This is a genomic window from Aurantivibrio plasticivorans (genome assembly GCF_055392955.1).
The window spans coordinates 1,250,686-1,267,977 of sequence record NZ_AP036020.1 but is presented as its reverse complement, the minus strand read 5'-3'; the positions used below and the strand labels follow the sequence as shown (position 1 = coordinate 1,267,977).

The 17,292-nt window shown below is 46.4% G+C and carries 15 protein-coding genes; 5 read left to right on the top strand and 10 right to left on the bottom strand.

Annotation, left to right across the window (positions count from 1 at the left end; all coding sequences use genetic code 11):
* The first annotated feature begins 160 nt into the window (after positions 1-160).
* The 3 genes from ACZ5NB_RS05585 (at position 161) to ACZ5NB_RS05575 (ending at position 6,062) form a co-directional block, all read left to right on the top strand.
* Positions 161-355: a hypothetical protein gene (locus ACZ5NB_RS05585; RefSeq protein ID WP_460232005.1), complete on the top strand. Its 195-nt coding sequence runs from the start codon at positions 161-163 to the stop codon at positions 353-355.
* 332 nt (positions 356-687) lie between these two features.
* Positions 688-1,563, top strand: coding sequence for an ABC transporter substrate-binding protein (locus tag ACZ5NB_RS05580; protein WP_460232004.1), 876 nt, complete (start codon positions 688-690; stop codon positions 1,561-1,563).
* A gap of 8 nt (positions 1,564-1,571) precedes the next feature.
* A complete protein-coding gene (locus ACZ5NB_RS05575; RefSeq protein ID WP_460232003.1) occupies positions 1,572-6,062 on the top strand; it encodes an EAL domain-containing protein in 4,491 nt (1,496 codons plus the stop codon).
* 21 nt (positions 6,063-6,083) lie between these two features.
* On the opposite strand, the gene secF is transcribed toward ACZ5NB_RS05575, so the two are convergent.
* From secF to queA, 4 genes are all read right to left on the bottom strand, one after another.
* Complete coding sequence (gene secF / locus ACZ5NB_RS05570) at positions 6,084-7,232, bottom strand: protein translocase subunit SecF (RefSeq protein WP_460232002.1); 1,149 nt, start codon at positions 7,230-7,232, stop codon at positions 6,084-6,086.
* Positions 7,233-7,282: 50 nt separating this feature from the next.
* Positions 7,283-9,133 (bottom strand): protein translocase subunit SecD, encoded by a 1,851-nt coding sequence (gene secD / locus ACZ5NB_RS05565; protein WP_460232001.1) that lies wholly within the window; start codon positions 9,131-9,133, stop codon positions 7,283-7,285.
* 238 nt (positions 9,134-9,371) lie between these two features.
* A complete protein-coding gene (gene tgt / locus ACZ5NB_RS05560; RefSeq protein WP_460232000.1) occupies positions 9,372-10,481 on the bottom strand; it encodes a tRNA guanosine(34) transglycosylase Tgt in 1,110 nt (369 codons plus the stop codon).
* A 36-nt stretch (positions 10,482-10,517) separates the two neighbouring features.
* Positions 10,518-11,573 carry a tRNA preQ1(34) S-adenosylmethionine ribosyltransferase-isomerase QueA gene (gene queA / locus ACZ5NB_RS05555; RefSeq protein WP_460231999.1) on the bottom strand — a complete coding sequence of 352 codons (1,056 nt, stop codon included), beginning with the start codon at positions 11,571-11,573 and terminating at the stop codon, positions 10,518-10,520.
* A 439-nt stretch (positions 11,574-12,012) separates the two neighbouring features.
* On the opposite strand from queA, the gene ACZ5NB_RS05550 reads away from it, so the two are divergent.
* Positions 12,013-13,254, top strand: coding sequence for a tyrosine-type recombinase/integrase (locus ACZ5NB_RS05550; protein WP_464107876.1), 1,242 nt, complete (start codon positions 12,013-12,015; stop codon positions 13,252-13,254).
* A gap of 33 nt (positions 13,255-13,287) precedes the next feature.
* On the opposite strand, the gene ACZ5NB_RS05545 is transcribed toward ACZ5NB_RS05550, so the two are convergent.
* The 6 genes from ACZ5NB_RS05545 to ACZ5NB_RS05520 form a co-directional block, all read right to left on the bottom strand.
* Entirely contained in the window at positions 13,288-13,728 is a 441-nt protein-coding gene (locus ACZ5NB_RS05545; protein ID WP_464107875.1) for a hypothetical protein, read from the bottom strand.
* Entirely contained in the window at positions 13,721-14,113 is a 393-nt protein-coding gene (locus tag ACZ5NB_RS05540) for a hypothetical protein (protein WP_464107874.1), read from the bottom strand. Before ACZ5NB_RS05540 ends, ACZ5NB_RS05545 begins: the two co-directional genes overlap by 8 nt.
* Entirely contained in the window at positions 14,110-14,343 is a 234-nt protein-coding gene (locus ACZ5NB_RS05535; protein WP_464107873.1) for a hypothetical protein, read from the bottom strand. The genes ACZ5NB_RS05540 and ACZ5NB_RS05535 overlap by 4 nt, the downstream gene beginning before the upstream one ends.
* A gap of 204 nt (positions 14,344-14,547) precedes the next feature.
* Entirely contained in the window at positions 14,548-14,994 is a 447-nt protein-coding gene (locus ACZ5NB_RS05530; protein ID WP_464107872.1) for a hypothetical protein, read from the bottom strand.
* A gap of 512 nt (positions 14,995-15,506) precedes the next feature.
* The gene (locus ACZ5NB_RS05525; protein WP_464107871.1) at positions 15,507-15,767 is read right to left on the bottom strand and encodes a hypothetical protein; all 261 of its coding nucleotides are present in this window, start codon (positions 15,765-15,767) and stop codon (positions 15,507-15,509) included.
* Between the two features lie 71 nt (positions 15,768-15,838).
* On the bottom strand, positions 15,839-16,501 hold the full coding sequence (locus ACZ5NB_RS05520; RefSeq protein ID WP_464107870.1) for a tyrosine-type recombinase/integrase: 663 nt from the start codon (positions 16,499-16,501) through the stop codon (positions 15,839-15,841).
* Positions 16,502-16,975: 474 nt separating this feature from the next.
* On the opposite strand from ACZ5NB_RS05520, the gene ACZ5NB_RS05515 reads away from it, so the two are divergent.
* Positions 16,976-17,179, top strand: coding sequence for a hypothetical protein (locus ACZ5NB_RS05515; RefSeq protein ID WP_464107869.1), 204 nt, complete (start codon positions 16,976-16,978; stop codon positions 17,177-17,179).
* Positions 17,180-17,292: the final 113 nt, after the last annotated feature.

Sequence of the window (17,292 nt, the reverse complement as noted above, 5' to 3'; positions counted from 1 at the left end):
GAGCCCCACGATACAGCTTAACGTTTTTCAGCCGCGCCCTTTAGTTAATACGCCTTTCCAACTTAGTTAATACACCTTTCCAACCTAACAACTCGGTGACTTGTGCCTATACTCAAAATAAAGGTCCTGAATAAGGACCATATTGGAATGGAGAAAACGCATGCTATCAACAATAGGCCAAGTCTTCATTACGCTTGCTGAGAATTTGATCCCATTTGATATTGATTCAAACCACCCGACCGCACTATCTACTGATAGAAAAATCAGCACACACATCCCACAAAACGATTTTAGCGCCACGCCTGGTGACGAGAAAGTCCTTAACCCACCAGCTTCTTCACAGCAACTTCACTAACGCTACCCATTCGCTCGTACAACATTCGAAAATCAATAGGGCATATCCAATAATTGAAAGGTTTTCGTATCTGTGTGTGGCAAGCCAATAGCTCATGACTACACTTAAATGAGCATACTTCACAATATGGGGCCGCTAACCATCCCCTAATTGAGATATACCAGCACTCGATGTATAGGATAACGAGCATTAACAGGGAACGCACCTCTCACGCCAACCAGAGAAATCATGTTGCCGTCAAGCTTCGCCTGCCATATGAGCCCAGGCAACGTCGCAGTGGAGCAATCGCGCGCTCAGCGTTTGCTACCCTTGCGGCGTGCTGTGCGATGCTGATGAGTTCTCTGGCCTTGAGTGAAAACCGGCTCACCGTGCTCTATCCAGAAATTCGAGACCCTTACCGACAAATTTTCATGCACATGATAGAGGGAATCGAAGAAGCCTCCTCTATTCCTGTCATCGCACATGAACTCGCCCGAGGCGAAACTGAACAAACTGTTGGAGAATTGATTTCTCAAGGGTCCAACGCAGGCGTTATTGCCCTAGGGAAACGCAGCATTGATGCGCTTGGCAAGCAACAGAGCATCCCTATCATTATGGGTGCAGCCATCCTAAAGCCCGACACCAGTCACTACATCGGCATCACCTTGAACCCCGACCCATCCCAGGTCTTTGGTCTAGCTGTAGAGTTGCAACCTAACCTCAAAAACATTTACGTCGTTTACAACCCCAGCTTAAGCGACTGGACGATCCAACAAGCCGCCAAACAAGCTAAAGCGCTAGGGTTAACGCTTCACACCTACCCAGTCGACAGTATGCAAGATGCCGCCATGGCCTATCGAACGATCCAAGAAAGCATGAATTCGGACACCGACGGTCTGTGGCTTCCAATTGGCGCACCTTCGAGGGATAAATCGATTTTACAGCGAATTCTTGAAACTGCCTGGGCCAAAAACCAAATGGTATTTTCGAGCAACTTGTCTGACGTGAAGCGCGGCGCACTGTTTGCGCTATATCCCAACAATTTTGGCATGGGTAAAGATCTCGTCCGCTTACTTGAAACTGCCTCAACGAGCGAGATCGAGAAAAACCATATTGCGTTTTCGACGTCACTTAACAAAGCCGTAAATCGGCGCGCGGCCGAACACCTGGGCATTCGTTTAACCAAGAATGATCTAGAAGCTTATGAATTTGTATATCCATCTAAATAGTGGTGCTGATGACTAACCCATTTCAGCAATTACAAGCGAAGATGAGTTTTCGCCAACTAATAATCCTAGTCATTACACTAGGCATTATTTGCTTGGCTATTGCCTCTTCAATCATTATTTCGACGATTACAGAACGAAAACTCAACAACCTACTTCAAGAAGAAGGCACAACGATAGCCGAAAATTTCGCTACCCAAAGTACCCTTGCCTTGTTATACCAAAGTAGCGAAACCGCCGCTGACGCCGTATCGAATTTACTGGCATTTCCAAGTGTTAGTGGGGGAAGCATTATTACAGCCAGTGGAGAAATATTGTTTCAACAGGGGGATAAATCAAGCAACCATATTCCCAACGATAGCTTCGAAACAATTGTCGAAACTGAAAACGCGTGGTATTTCCGTAAGCCGGTATACGCAGGCAATGATTCATTGAATGACGATTCAGCGGCCCTTGTTGACCTGAATAACCTTGAAAGCGAGCAAGAACTTGCTGGGTTTGTCGAAATTGTTATTAGTAAGGACGCAATGCGTGCATTAAGCACGAGCCTTTCGAAAAACAACTTAATCGTGTCAGCGATCGCTGCCAGCCTTCTGCTTATTGCTCTATACGGTATAACTAATCTAGTAACCAAACCAATTCGCGCTCTTTCTCAAGAAATGAACCGAGCCGAGCGAGGTGACTCAGGTATCCGAGCTACGCTCGCAGGCTCGAAAGATATCATCGCGATGGAAGTTGCCTTCAACACAATGATGGAAACATTGGAATCGCGTGAAGACGAGCTAAAAAGAGCCCGCGATACCGCGTTAGCTTCCGCCCGAGTGAAGGGTGAATTCGCCACGACGGTTAGTCATGAGCTACGTACGCCGATGAATGGCGTCATGGGTATGCTGGAGCTGTTAAATGCAATGGATCTAACAGAGGAACAAAAGGAGTACATCAATATTGCTCGCACTTCGGGTGAAGAGCTACTGGTACTTATTGATGACATCCTCGACTTCTCGAAAATTGAATCTGGGAAACTTAAACTTCACAGCAGTTTATTCGACCCCATTGAGATGGTTAGAGGTATCACTGAACTTCTTTCACCTCAAGCTCAGCAGAAAAAATTGTCGATCAATTATCAAATCGACGAAAGTGTTCCTAAGTCACTGTTCGCAGACTCAGGAAGAATAAGACAAGTACTGATCAACCTGGTCGGCAATGCAATTAAGTTTACACATCAGGGTAATATTGAAATCAGGCTATCGACCACCGAACAAAGCACCTCAAAAACTAGCCATCAAGACAGCAGCCACTCGCAGACATTACTCAAAGTAGAAGTTGAAGACAGCGGCATAGGTATCCACAAGGATGCTCAAGAAAAAATCTTCGAAGCCTTTTCTCAAGCGGATGGCTCAACCACACGCGAATTTGGAGGCACAGGGCTCGGCTTAGCCATTTGCAGTCAGCTCATAAAGTTAATCGGCGGAAAGATAGGTGTTGTTTCAGAACCCAATAAAGGTAGCTGCTTCTGGTTTACAATCCCGATTGCCGATGGAAGTGATATGACCCCGAGCACGTCCATTCCGGACGAACTCACTGGGATGCGGGTTCTCATTGTCAGCCGTAGCACAGATAGCTGCCACTCTCTGATTAACACTTTTGTAGGATGGGAAGCTGCTCAGCGCACCACATCCCATTCTAAAGAGGCACTAACTCTACTGGATTATGCTGCCACTGCGGGAAAACCCTATGATGTGGTTGTTATTGACACTCCACTGCCCGGAGGAGACGAAATACAACTGATTCTACGTATTGCGGCTTCGCCAAAATTGTCCAACATTCACGTGTTACTATTATCGCACACGCCGCAGGATAACCTTCCAGATAACACCACCTGCATGCCGAAATCCCCTAGCACCGCACAGCTCGAGAAAACATTAATCGCATTACTGGGAAATGACAAACGTACCACTGAAAAAGTAGCTGCCACGGCTAAAAACCTATCAGGCAGCAAAGTTTTGGTCGTTGAAGATAACAAAACAAATCAAAAAGTTGCTCAAGGTTTATTAAACAAACTAGGGATCAAGTCTGCAATTAGTGAAAACGGTGCTGAAGCATTAATCGAACTGTCGAAAAATGCATATGACCTAGTTTTAATGGATTGCAACATGCCACAAATGAATGGCTATACAGCCAGTCAAATCATTCGTGGCAAAGCCTCAGAGTTTCAGAACATACCGATTATTGCACTAACTGCACAAGCTGGACCACTTGATGTCAACCGGTGCCTAACGGCAGGGATGAATGACTATCTATCTAAACCCATTTTTCTCGACGCGCTACGCGAGAAACTGGAACAGTGGTTGGTCGGCAAACATAGCGGCATATCGGAAAGCGGCTCTACGCACAGCAAAGATAGTAGTTCCGGTGAGATTATCGACGATGAAGATCTAGACCCTGACGCTTTAGATAACTTGCGAGAGCAACTGGGAAGTCAATTTAACGTCTACATCAAGACGTACCTAGAAGACACACCCCGCTATATCGATAATTTAGCTGCAGCGTTGGCCAACACTGACGATAAACAGGCAAAATACTTTGCGCAGATTATCAAGGGAAGCGCCAGCAACCTGGGCGCGAGAAGCCTGGAAAAATTATGCTCACACATAACCGGGAATATTAGCCGCTACAGTAAACTAGATATCGACCACCTAGTTGATGAAATACATGCGACTTTTGATAAGGTACACAGATCGGTTCTCGAATATGCTTCCGGAATTGATGGCGCCATACCAACAAAGGATGACAAACCTCGTATAATGATTGTGGATGATGATACAAGTTCACGTATTATCATGCAGAGTGTTCTGGAAAAAGACGGCTATATCGTTACAGAAGTCAATAATGGCGCTGAAGCGATTCTCGCATGCCAAGAATCCATGCCCGATCTAATCATCATGGATGCCATGATGCCAGTGATGGATGGTTTTACTGCAAGTGAGAGAATCTTGTCTATCAATAGTGACTCACTACCGTCTATATTAATGATTACTTCTCTAAACGACGAAGGGACATTAGAGCGCGCCTTTAACGCTGGAGCGACGGACTTCATCTTGAAGCCCATCAATATGACCATTTTGCGACAACGTGTATCTCGATTAACACACACAGGCCATATTGATAGACACATTCACCAGCTAGCCTATTACGATAATCTAACCTCCTTGCCCAACAGAACATTTTTTGTCGAACGCAGTAAAAACTTGCTGGAAAAAGCAATACAGGAACAGGCAATGGTTGCTGTCATGTTCCTGGACTTAGATCGATTCAAATTAATTAACGAATCAAAAGGGCATGAAGCTGGGGACGTACTTCTCAAAAACTTTTCTAAGCGATTAGAAGGTTGTGTTCGCTCTGCTGACATTGTTGCGAGATTAGGCGGCGATGAGTTTACGGTAGTCCTTAGCAACATTAATGATAGAACAGACGCTATCCGTGTAGCCGATAAAATTCTTGAAGAACTTAAAGAGCCAATTGCTTTTCTAGAACATAAAACATTAGTTTCTAGTAGCATCGGGATCGCCACCTTCCCAGAAGATGGCGACACCATCAATGAACTAATGAAGCACGCCGACACAGCCATGTTTCATGCGAAAGCTAAAGGTGGAAAATGCTCCATGCTATATTCGAAAAGCATGGAATCCGATATCAACAAGCAAATCGAGCTGGAAGTAGAAATACGCGACGCCATCGAACACAATCAATTTGAACTCTATTATCAGCCTCAAATCGATGCTCGCACAGGCGCGCTGTCAGGCATGGAAGCCTTAATACGATGGAATCATCCCGAGCGAGGATTTATACCACCTTTAGAGTTCATACCTTTTGCTGAACAAAGTGACCTAATCACACGCATTGGCGAGTGGGTTTTAAACGCCGCTTGCAATCAGCAAAGCCGTTGGCTAAAGCAAGGCTTTAATCCGGTACCGATTGCAGTGAATGTTTCAGGGCGCGAGCTAAACGGTTCTGTTTTATTCAATCGAGTCAAAAGCGCACTAGAGAGAACCGAAATTCCACCCTCGCTTATTAAGCTGGAAATCACGGAAGATACACTGGCCGAATGCGACGAGAACACTAGTCAACACTTACGCGAGTTAAAAAACCTAGGGACTCACCTAGCGATTGATGACTTTGGAACCGGGTATTCATCCCTCAGTTATCTAAAGATGTTTCCTGTCGACACATTAAAAATTGACCGCAGTTTCGTCCAGGATCTACCCCAAGATGCGAATAGTATTGCCATTATCTCCGGCATCATCGCCCTGGGGCATAGCTTAAATTTAACAATCGTCGCGGAGGGGGTAGAGACAGAAGAGCAGCTCAACTGCTTGAGCGAAAATGGATGCGATGTCATCCAGGGCTATTACATGAGCAAGCCATTACCGGCGCAAGATTTAGAACAATGGATTATCGACAAGAATGTTCACCCCGGCTACGCGAATGGTAACCGAGGCTGACGTAAAGACCTAAGTGATTAACTAGGGTATTTCCTCGAACTCCGCACCCTCTTTCACTGGCACAATCATATCTTCTTTTTGAATATGCAATGCTACAAGCGTATTGGCTGAAACATAGATAGAAGAATACGTCCCCACAACAATACCGACAATTAGCGCCAGCGCGAAACCACTAATCGCTTCGCCACCAAAAATAAACAACGCGCCCAGAACCAATAACGTCGTCAGTGATGTCACCAATGTACGACCAAGGGTCTGAGTAAGGGATGTATTAATAATGTCCATCGGCTCCATCTGGCGAATCTTACGAAAATTTTCTCGAATTCTATCGGACACAACAATTGTGTCGTTTAGTGAATAGCCGATCACGGCAAGAATCGCAGCAAATACTGTTAGATCGAAATCAAAATGAAAAAACGAGAAAACACCCAACGTAATAATGACATCATGAATTAGCGCCGCCACCGCACCAAAGGAAAACTTATACTGAAAACGAAAGGCGACGTAGATCATCACGATCAACAGCGAGACTAACATGCCCATCATGGCATTTTCGAACATCTCTGCACCGACTTGCGAATCAACACTTTCACTATAATTCAGCGTCACTTCTTGAGCAGCTGCTTGAGCCAAGGTATCAACCAACATTGCCGTCATCGCATCGCCAAAAGTTTTCGAGAAATAGACGTTCGTCACACCCTCTTCTTGCTTAACTTCCACTGCATCAAAAAATTTTGACGGGAACAGCTCACCAACAACCTGCTTGAGGTTATTCGCATCACTCAGCGCCAGCTTAACTTCGTAACCCTGAGTTCGCTTTTCGATTTCATTAATGGTTGCGCCAGGTATTAAGGTATTTAAACGCGATGAAATTCCCTCAAGCGCAACATCTTCTAAGGTTCCATGGAAGCGAATCATTACTTCGGTTTCGGCGCCAAAGTACACGACGGTCGCATCCCTAAAGCCCGCTTCAGTAATTGAGGAGCGTGCCTTATCCAGGTCGGCAGGACTAGAGTATGTAACTTCGACCTGTGTTCCGCCTAAGAAGTCCAACCCTAAATTAAGCCCTCGAAATGCCAGCGAAGCAATCGACGCCAAAACCAAAGCTATTGACAAAAAAGCGGCTAGCTTTCGCTGCCCCATAAAGTTAATAATCTTTGCGTCACTCATATTATTCTCATCAAAAATTCGTTGTAGATTGCGATTAAAGATAACGCTAATCAGATTGATAGTTTCTCTACTCGGCGACCGCCGTACATTAAGTTAACAATGGCTCTAGTCACCATAATGGCTGTGAACATCGAGGTCACAATGCCAATGGATAGGGTAATAGCGAACCCTTTTACAGGCCCAGTACCAATACCCCACAAGATGAAGGCTACAATTAGTGTGGTTAAGTTAGCATCAAGAATAGTCACGACCGCGCGTTCAAAACCCGCATTAATGGCTTGCTGAGGGGAGGCGCGATCAGCTAGCTCTTCTCTTATACGGGAAAAGATAAGTACATTAGCGTCCACGGCCATCCCCACAGTGAGCACAATACCGGCAATACCCGGTAGTGTCAGCGTCGCGCCGAAGATCGACATGACCGCCACCATCAACATCAGGTTTACCGTCAAGGCAATATTGGCTGCAATACCAAATACACGGTAATACGCCAACATAAAAATAAGCACTAAACCGAAGCCCAGCACGACCGATTTCATTCCCACTGCAATATTTTCCGCACCCAAGGATGGGCCGATGGTACGTTCACGTACGAAATACATCGGCGCCGCTAGAGCACCAGAGCGTAAAAGTAATGCAAGTTCAGAGGCTTCTGTGGCGCTATCTAGGCCGGTAATTTCGAATTGCACACCAAGGGCAGATCGAACGGTTGCCAAGCTAATCAGATCTTTCTCTGCTGTTTGGCGGTAGAATGTTTCATCTTCACCATCGATGTTTTTGCGCACCAAACGTTCCGAGCGATATTCGATAAGTAGAATACCCATACGACGACCAACATTATCGCGCGTGGCGTAATTCATCTTTGTTCCGCCTTGGGCGTCGAGCGTCAAATTCACCTTCGGCTGCCCCGTCTGAGCATCGAACCCAGAAGATGCTGTAGACACTGAATCACCTGTGATGATGATGTCTTTTTCTAACCATATATTGCCGTACATGGTTTGACGGAATTGTTCCTTGCTGGAAACCAAACCACCTGGCTCGGCTTCCATACGAAATTCTAAGTTCGCTGTCTTACCAATAATTTTCTTCGCGTTTGCCGTGTCTTGTACGCCGGGTAATTCCACTACGATACGGTTGCGGCCTTGGCGTTGAACGACAGGTTCGGAAACACCTAATTCGTTTACACGATTACGTAGCGCAACCAAGTTTTGACTAATCGCGTAATTTTCGATTTCCTGTATCGCCGCTTCAGACATACTTAATACAACGGTGTATTCACCGTCTGCGTCACTAACGACTTGGTCAAAATTTGGAAAGGTATTGCGTGCGATAGAACGCGCTTCGCTAAGGTCATCCGCATCACGGAAACTTGCTTCGATAGTGTCCCGCTTTATTTCCACTGAGCGATAACGAATGCGCTCCTTTCGCAATAAGCTTCTGAATTCGGAGTTCGAGGTTTCCAAACGTTTTGACACCGCTGCATTGGTATCCACCTCAAGCAAGAAGTGCACACCGCCTGCCAAGTCCAAGCCCTTTTTCATTGGCTGACCACCCAGACCAGCCAGCCACTCTGGTGTGGTCGGTACTCGGTTGAGCGCCACAACATATTGATGGCTTAACGCTTCTTCGATTAATTGCTTCGCGGGAAGCTGATCATCATCTTGCGTTAATCGAATCAAGCCGAGGCCATTGGTGGCTTCCGCACTTTGTACTTCGATACCTTGGCTCTTAAGGGCTTGGGTAGCTTGATCGAGAATGGACTGGGGCACTTCGGTGCCCGCTTCCTGGCTGGTTATCTGCACCGCCGGATCTTCAGGGTAGATGTTGGGTAGCGCGTAGAGCGCCCCTAAACAAACAATACACAGAATGAGTACGTTCTTCCAAAGTGGGTACTTATTTAACATAGAAAATCCCAACTGCCTGGGCAGTTGCCTTGTCTCAAATTATCGTTCACTGGAGAGCGAAGAGCTTTCTAGCGCGGGGCCAAGCGGCACCCATGATGTTCACTTATCGTTGTTGTTATGCGGTAGCTGGTATGTGCGCAACCACCTATGACCAAAGGCGCAAGATTATACAGGCCTGCCAACGGGGTGGCGACGCCTCAGCCAGTTATGGAGGCATTATGCGCCGAAATCAACCCCACTATAACGCTTGCCGTGCGTAAAACTCTTTAACGTACTGATCCAGGCAATCGTTTTCGATGGCTTCACGCAGCTCTGCCATGATGGTTTGATAAAAATGCAGGTTGTGAATGGTATGCAATTGAGCCGCGAGAATCTCGCCACACTTGTCTAGATGGTGCAAATAGGAGCGACTAAAATTTGTACACGTGTAGCAGCTGCAACTGGGATCCAGTGGGCCGGTATCGTGGCGATGCTTGGCATTGCGGATCTTAATCACACCTTCGCGAATAAAGAGATGGCCATTGCGGGCGTTGCGCGTCGGCATAACGCAATCAAACATATCAATACCACGGCAAACCGCTTCGACGATATCGGCGGGCTTACCGACGCCCATTAGATAGCGAGGCTTATCTTGCGGCATTTGCGGTGCGGTATGGGTGAGGATGCGCAGCATATCGTCTTTCGGCTCGCCCACCGACAAGCCGCCGATGGCGTAGCCGTCAAAGCCAATATCCACTAGCCCCTCGAGTGATACATCGCGCAGGTTCTCGTACATCCCCCCCTGAACAATCCCAAATAATGCAGCGGGATTGTCCGCGTGAGCTTGCTTACTTCGCGCGGCCCAGCGCAACGACAACTCCATCGACACTTGTGCTTCTTTTTCCGTCGCAGGATACGGTGTGCACTCGTCAAATATCATCACGATATCAGCGCCTAGATCACGCTGCACTTTCATGGAACGCTCGGGATCTAGGAAGACTTCGCTACCATCAATTGGCGAGCGAAACTTAACGCCCTCTTCCGTAACTTTGCGCAATTTGCCCAAACTGAACACCTGGAAACCGCCAGAGTCGGTCAATATCGGACCCTGCCACTGCATGAAATCGTGCAGGTCACCGTGGGCTTTAATCACTTCAGTGCCAGGGCGCAGCATTAAATGGAAAGTATTACCTAACACAATCTCGGCACCGATCGCATCGAGATCGCGAGGCAACATGCCTTTCACCGTACCGTAGGTGCCCACCGGCATAAATGCCGGGGTTTGCACCTTACCGCGAGGGAATTGCATTTCGCCTCGGCGAGCTTGGCCCGACGTAGCGGAAACTTTAAAAGAAAACGACTCGCTCACTAAACAACCTTCTTAATACTGACGATTTTAGAATACTCACTCGTCACCGCTGGGTAACGATGGATTGGGGTTGCGGGTAATAAACATGGCATCACCATAACTAAAGAAGCGGTACTTCTCCGCCACCGCCTCTTGGTACGCTGCCATGGTTTCGCGGTAACCGGCAAAGGCCGATACCAACATAATTAACGTGGATTCGGGTAAATGGAAGTTCGTTACCAACGCATCCACCACACGAAATTGGTAGGACGGAAAAATAAAGATATTGGTTTCACCCTGGTACGGCTGAATCTCACCTTCGCGAGCCGCCGTTTCCAAGCAGCGCACACTGGTAGTACCGACGGCGATGACACGATTGCCCGCCGCCTTGGTTTGCCGCACGAGCTCGCACACCTCGGCCGACACTTCCATAATTTCGGTATGCATCGCGTGCTGATGAATATCGTCAACACGCACTGGCTGGAAGGTTCCGGCACCGACATGCAGCGTGACAAACCCTGTTCGAACGCCCTTGTCGGTCAACTGCGCAAGCAATCGATCATCAAAGTGCAAACCCGCCGTCGGCGCTGCTACTGCACCGGCATTCTTAGCGTAAACGGTTTGGTAGCGTTCACTGTCATCGTCTTCTGCAGCGCGCTCTATGTAGGGAGGCAGCGGAATACTGCCCTCTTTTTCCAATACTTGGATAACCGTTTTATCAGCGGGAAAGCCCAACTTGAACAGCGCATCTTCGCGATCAAGCACAGCGATTTCGGTTCCGTCTTCGAGAAATAATGAACTGCCCGGCTTAGGTGATTTGCTCGCTCGCACATGGGCCAACACTGCCTGCTCATCCAACAGGCGCTCAACCAAAATCTCCACCTTACCGCCCGACGCCTTCTGCCCAAACAATCGCGCCGGAATCACACGCGTATCGTTGAAGATCATCAGATCCCCAGGCTCCACCCAGTTCAGCAAATCCGCAAAGCCACCATGCTGCATGCCACCATTATCGCCATCGAGGTAAAGCAAACGGCTATCCCGCCGCTCCGGCATCGGCCGCTCAGCAATCAACTCGGGGGGCAAATCGTAGTGGAAATCTTGGCGCTTCATAGGTCAATCAGTGATCTAATCGAGGGTAGGTGCGGGCACCGTCAAGGGCGCACAGGGTAGCGGAAATCCCTCCATAACGCCATGCACAAAGCCGCTCTTCAGAATCCAGTTGACGAAGCAAAAGCCACTGTTATAATCACGCCCCTCGCTGACTAGGTACCTTGGATAGATCGCCTAGCCAGACACAGAATTAAAGCCAGAGTGGTGGTCGGTTTTCGCTCCTGCAAAACCAACATTCCCGCCATCCCTGGCGGTCAAATTGGTTAATCCAATTACTTTTTTTAAGCCAGAGTGGTGAAATTGGTAGACACAGGGGATTCAAAACGCACTAAATTATGTTTAAATACAGTAACTTAGTTAATTTATAGTAACTGCACACCACTACACACTTTTCAGCTATACTACACATCGTATTGGCAGCAACATAGACGATGAACCCATGGCTGAAACGAAAATCCCACACCCCAATATCAAGAAGCTTCACCTGATCAAACGGGATAGAAGCCGCTTCTTTTACGCTCGGTTTTTCCATAAGGGCGAACGCCAACAAATCAGCACCGAATGCGATAACCAGAAAGAAGCCGAAAAGGTTGCTGAAGCTTGGTATCTCGAACAACAAGCCAGAATCATCAATGGCACCCTGCCTACCCGCGAAACCAAAGAAGCCGAACAGAAGCCCACTATTAAAGACGCTTCCATCATTGCTATTAAAGACCTTCGCCTAAGTGTTAGACGAGAAGAACACAGCGCCGAATACTTGCGCGGTGTCATTATGGTGATGAACAAGCACATCCTTACTCACCACTGGCAAGACGTGCCTTGCGAAGAAGTCACCAATGCCATGTGGAAACGCTACCTACGGGAAGCACAGGCTGAACGTGCCAAAAACGACGAAAAGCCCATAGCCCGTAGAACCTTCCACCAAATCCGAAACGCTTTGAGAATGTGCCTTAAAGTGGCTGAATCCATGGAGTGGATAACCAAGGTTCCAGACTTCACCGCCGACAGGGGAAGTCATCAAGAAACAGCCGGTAGAGCATGGTTTGAACCGAAGGAACAGCGCACCCTACTAAAAGCCCTTGACGAAAATATTAAAGACCTTGAGAAAACCCGGCACCATGAAAGCGCCAAAGAATTACGCGACTATGTAGAGTTCTTGATGTATACCGGGCTACGTGTAAGCGAGTCGAAGAACGTTAGATTTAAAGATATTCAAGTAGCCTATACCGACGATGAAAAACGGCAGTCTACACTGATTATTAAGAACATTAAGGGTAAGCGCGGGGTTGCCTATGAATCCATTAGTCGCCCCGAAGCAGTAGCCACATTCGAGGGGATAAAAAAACGCCGGGGCATTAAGAACCATGGCAATTGTGATGAGCTGCTTTTTCTGGAACACCACCGCACTGGATTCAATGCCCTACTCACTCGGTTAGGCATGAAATATGATGACCGAAAAAGAAAGCGGGACTTTGTGAGCCTTCGGCATACCTACATTTGCAACATGATCAGAAATCAGGTTAGCGTCTATCTGATTGCCACCAATTGTCGCACCAGTGTAGATATTATTGAAAAGCACTATGCCAAACCTATGAACGTTTCACTGAACGCCGGTGAGCTGATAAAAGATGTTAAAAACAGCCTGTTAATCGAAGAAAGCAAGGTTAATAGACTGTTTTAATGCGGGGCACACTTGGTGCCCCAATACCCACCATTAACCCCAGATAGATTTAACCTTGTTGATCAGTCCAGAAGTTGGGGCTTCGGTTTCTACCTTGGTCTTTTTCTGACGCTTCAATTCGGCAATCTGTAAATCAATAGCCCGGTTTTCCTTCCACCGATTCATGGCGCGAAGTGATTTAGCCACTGCCGCCCGGTGTATTTCCTTTCGCCGTTCTACTACACCCGCACGAGTGGTCTTAATTAGTACTTCGAGAATTTCACGTTCAAATGGGGTTATCATATGCTCACGGCAAAGAACGTCCAAGCGTGGGCTTACCGGGTCCTGTGATAACAATTCATAAATGGCTTCAATTTCACTCCATGTGATTAGCGTGAAATACTGGTTGTAGTCGTTTTCCTTCGATAGAGAATCAATCATAAGCTGAAATTCTTTCGGCTCTTCGGTCTTGAATTTCTGAAATTCCTTAATCATCGTTATCACCTTTAAGTTTTGATTTTATTCGTGCAAGGGCTGTAGTGTGGCGGTTTACTACTCGTTTAACACGGTTCACATTCGTATGGTGTTCAGCCTCGATTTTTTCTAATTCGTTTTGGTCACTGGTCAAAAGTGCCTTTTTAATGCGAAATAGAAAATCCAATTCAACCTTGTTAAATCGCTCAAGGAACATAGAAACATAGGTTCCACTTTCTCTTGAAAGGTCTGAACTCATGTCAATCAAATAGGTTGAATAGGCTTTAATTTGTGACCACGAATACCGACAGGGAATGAATTCACCGGTTGCGGTCAGTCGGTTCAACTCTTTGATAACCACCGTTTCGGTCTCGGTTCCACGAATCTCTTGTAGGTGACGAATCATTTTAGAACCCCCTTTGGAACTGAAACCGACTTTTGACGCTCCCATTGCCTGTAGCGCATTTTTAAGCACTGGTAACAGTGGTTGAAGGTTTGCCGGTCAGTAGCTTTATAATCTGGATTAGTAGACATGCGGCTGATGAGTCTTAACACTGATTGCCATTTCTCGTGAGAATCCGGCTTATGTTCAGCAACAATCTCAGCCGCTAAAACTTCTGATTTATCGTCAAGCATTGAATCCGTCCTTTAGTAGTTGAATGCAACGAAGGTTTACACCCTTGTCAAAGTTGCTTCTAAAAGTTCCGTAGCTTTGAACTCTGAGCTTTTCCATTACCCATTGGCGGGAATAGTCAGAAAGCAATTCTTCGAGGTAAAGCCTTGCAGCAGAGTCCACACGTTTTCGTTCCGCTTCTCGCATATCAAGATAAGACTTCATAATCAAAGCCCATCAATAACAGTCTGAACCGCCTGAGCCTGTTCTGGCGTTAATGCCAGACTGAGAAGCGCATTGGTCAACACTTGAACGAGGCGTTCGTTCTGTTGGTCTGAATGTTCGTCGAATGCCGTGAGGTCTGTTAGCAGGTCGAGACTGACCGTAGCGGTCGCAGTCGCATCGCCATTGCCAGAACCGGAACAATCAACGGTTGCCACCGAATACCCGCTACCAGCATTTGTAATAGTGATTGTGTCGATAACCCCACCGGTTTCGGATGCAACTTCAGCAGTCGCGCCTTGACCGTCACCATTGATAACCACAGGATCACCAACTGAGTAAGAGGAACCACCATCAGTCACGGTGATTGAATCAACCACTGAGTTTTTAAATTGCGTGAGAATGTTTTGGCTATAACGCTCGACCAGTCGAGAATTTAAGTTGCGTTGCATTGGGTAATACTCCTATTGAGTTATTTGTGTATTACCTTTATTTAGCCCTTTTCGATTTTGTCTTAACCGAAAAGCGCACAGCATGAAAAAGGCTGAAATGGTGGGAATCTTTGAATAATTCAGAATTCGAGGTTTTCACACCGAAAAATCACACGGGGCTTTAAAATTGGCAGTATGTGAACCCATATTGAATTGAGTCTTTTCAATAAATGCGGGATTTTGAGAAAAAATTCACACGGTTTTTGCAATTTAGGGGCTGAATCGTGGTGATTTTTTGGTATGGTGCGGGAATTTGGCTATTGTGAGGTTTGTTTTTCACATGAACTTTTTAGGTTAACGGAAAATCATTATTTTTCGATTTTGGAAATCATACCGGTTCATGGTGGTTGAATAGTGCTTTTTGCCGTTGTGTTGAAGGCTTTCGATTGGACTATCTGGAAGGTAAGACGATTCCAGCCGGTTCAACATCGTTTCCCATAATGCAAGACCGTCAACCACTATCAAGTCTGTTGTTAAATGTTGTCCGGGTAAGGCTCTTGAAGTTGATAACCTTGGTGAGCGTCATTCAGCTTGTTGATTGCCGCAAATGTTGCATCAAGTTCAGTTTCACCAATGGATGCTTCGTTATGTAATTCAGTGCGGGGGCTTGTGAGGTATTTCATAATTGCCACCGCTTCACCATCATTAGACATGTTGGTTCTATTGATATACGAACTAATTTGAACCTTTATAAAATCACCTGAAGAGTTTTTATATACTGCCGTGTATTCCATGAGGCGCACCAGTGGTTGAAGTCTTCACTCATCATAGACCACCATCGCGAACAGTGGCGGCATAGCGGCACTCAATCAAAATCAATAGCGCGAAACCTCGAACTATTTTCACTCAGGTACACAGTGGTGTTCTGTAGGTTGCGGTGCCCCATGAAGTGCTGAATGGTGTGAATGTGAATATTCTGGTCTATCAAGTCGGTGGCGGTTGCGTGTCTGAGAGCATGAAAATTCCATTTAATGCCAAGTGCTTTTTCACTATAGGCGCTGAACATTGCACCCAGTCCCTTCACACTAAGCACCGTTCCTCGCTCTGTATTGAACACATAGCCGGTTTTGGGCTTACCCTGTTCACGGTGTAGCTTATTGAGCAAAGTGATTTCCTTGCGGCTTACAATCGGATGAGTGTTTGAAATCCCGTTCTTTTTGCGGTTTACCTGCACCTGTCTGGCTTTGAGGTCTATGTGCTGCCACTGAAGCCCCACAAGCTCACTTGCACGTAGACCATGGTGATATGCCATGCGAACGGCTAATTCATCCCTGAGCGGGTAGCGAGAGCCTGAGCGAATGGCTTTGCATGTGCTTTCAATCTCATAGGCGTGAAGCTGTTTGCGTCCCCGTGTGGTGTCATTGGCAGACCGCGAACAGTTACCAGTATTGCCAACTTTTGACATTACAGTGATTTTTGACCGGGCTTTAGATTGCTGTAGAGGCTGTTTTTCGGGCTTGGAAGGCATAATACTTTTAACCTTATGGACTGAAAGGTAAAAAGTATATCAGGTATGGTTAGGGGTGGCTCGATCCCTGAGCCGGTCAACCTATCGAATGAGCAATCGACCGCCTACTGTAGGCTTTAGGAACCAAACGGCTGATATGCTCATTCAATATTTATCATTCACCGTGCTGGTAAATTTAAGCCCGGTTGAACCCGGTCATGTTTAGTTGACTCAATTCAACTATAAGTCATTGATATAAAAGACATTTGTTGTTGACAGGTTTCAGAAACCAATGCTACCCTAAAACCACAGTGCCGCCACCGTTGAATATTAATCTCCCTGATATTGGCACTATATTCACCACCTTAAACGGTTAAATCTATCAATGGTCAATTATTGATAGAAAATATCAATAATAAATTTTCAATTTCACCCCTCTTGCCCTTATACATACATACTGGTAGCACTAACAAAAACCAGAAACAGGGGCACCCCATGAATAAGCGTAAACGCAACATAACTCTTTCACCTGAAAATAATGAACAGCTCGAAAGGCTGTCAGCCATGACCGAATTCAGCGTCAGTTCAATTATTGATTCAGCTATAACCGAATTTCTTTCACGTGATCGCGAAGAACTTGTATTGACCGGCGATTGCATCAGGAAGGTTTACCGGTTCCCGAATAATCAGACCACATAAAAGAAAACCCGCGCCGGGTGACTAAGCCGGTGCGGGTTTCTGAGCTTCATTACTAACAACAATAAGAACAACTTTGAAGACTATTTTCATCATGCCACTGATAAAAACCGCGT

Excerpts from the sequence above, each read along its gene's own strand:
- queA (WP_460231999.1), bottom strand. The coding sequence starts at position 11,573 with ATGAAGCGCCAAGATTTCCACTACGATTTGCCCCCCGAGTTGATTGCT.
- ACZ5NB_RS05520 (WP_464107870.1), bottom strand. The coding sequence starts at position 16,501 with ATGCCTTCCAAGCCCGAAAAACAGCCTCTACAGCAATCTAAAGCCCGG.
- ACZ5NB_RS05545 (WP_464107875.1), bottom strand. The coding sequence starts at position 13,728 with ATGATTAAGGAATTTCAGAAATTCAAGACCGAAGAGCCGAAAGAATTT.
- ACZ5NB_RS05540 (WP_464107874.1), bottom strand. The coding sequence starts at position 14,113 with ATGATTCGTCACCTACAAGAGATTCGTGGAACCGAGACCGAAACGGTG.
- ACZ5NB_RS05515 (WP_464107869.1), top strand. The coding sequence starts at position 16,976 with ATGAATAAGCGTAAACGCAACATAACTCTTTCACCTGAAAATAATGAA.
- ACZ5NB_RS05525 (WP_464107871.1), bottom strand. The coding sequence starts at position 15,767 with ATGGAATACACGGCAGTATATAAAAACTCTTCAGGTGATTTTATAAAG.
- ACZ5NB_RS05580 (WP_460232004.1), top strand. The coding sequence starts at position 688 with ATGAGTTCTCTGGCCTTGAGTGAAAACCGGCTCACCGTGCTCTATCCA.
- ACZ5NB_RS05530 (WP_464107872.1), bottom strand. The coding sequence starts at position 14,994 with ATGCAACGCAACTTAAATTCTCGACTGGTCGAGCGTTATAGCCAAAAC.
- secD (WP_460232001.1), bottom strand. The coding sequence starts at position 9,133 with ATGTTAAATAAGTACCCACTTTGGAAGAACGTACTCATTCTGTGTATT.
- secF (WP_460232002.1), bottom strand. The coding sequence starts at position 7,232 with ATGAGTGACGCAAAGATTATTAACTTTATGGGGCAGCGAAAGCTAGCC.
- ACZ5NB_RS05575 (WP_460232003.1), top strand. The coding sequence starts at position 1,572 with ATGACTAACCCATTTCAGCAATTACAAGCGAAGATGAGTTTTCGCCAA.
- ACZ5NB_RS05585 (WP_460232005.1), top strand. The coding sequence starts at position 161 with ATGCTATCAACAATAGGCCAAGTCTTCATTACGCTTGCTGAGAATTTG.
- ACZ5NB_RS05550 (WP_464107876.1), top strand. The coding sequence starts at position 12,013 with ATGGCTGAAACGAAAATCCCACACCCCAATATCAAGAAGCTTCACCTG.
- ACZ5NB_RS05535 (WP_464107873.1), bottom strand. The coding sequence starts at position 14,343 with ATGCTTGACGATAAATCAGAAGTTTTAGCGGCTGAGATTGTTGCTGAA.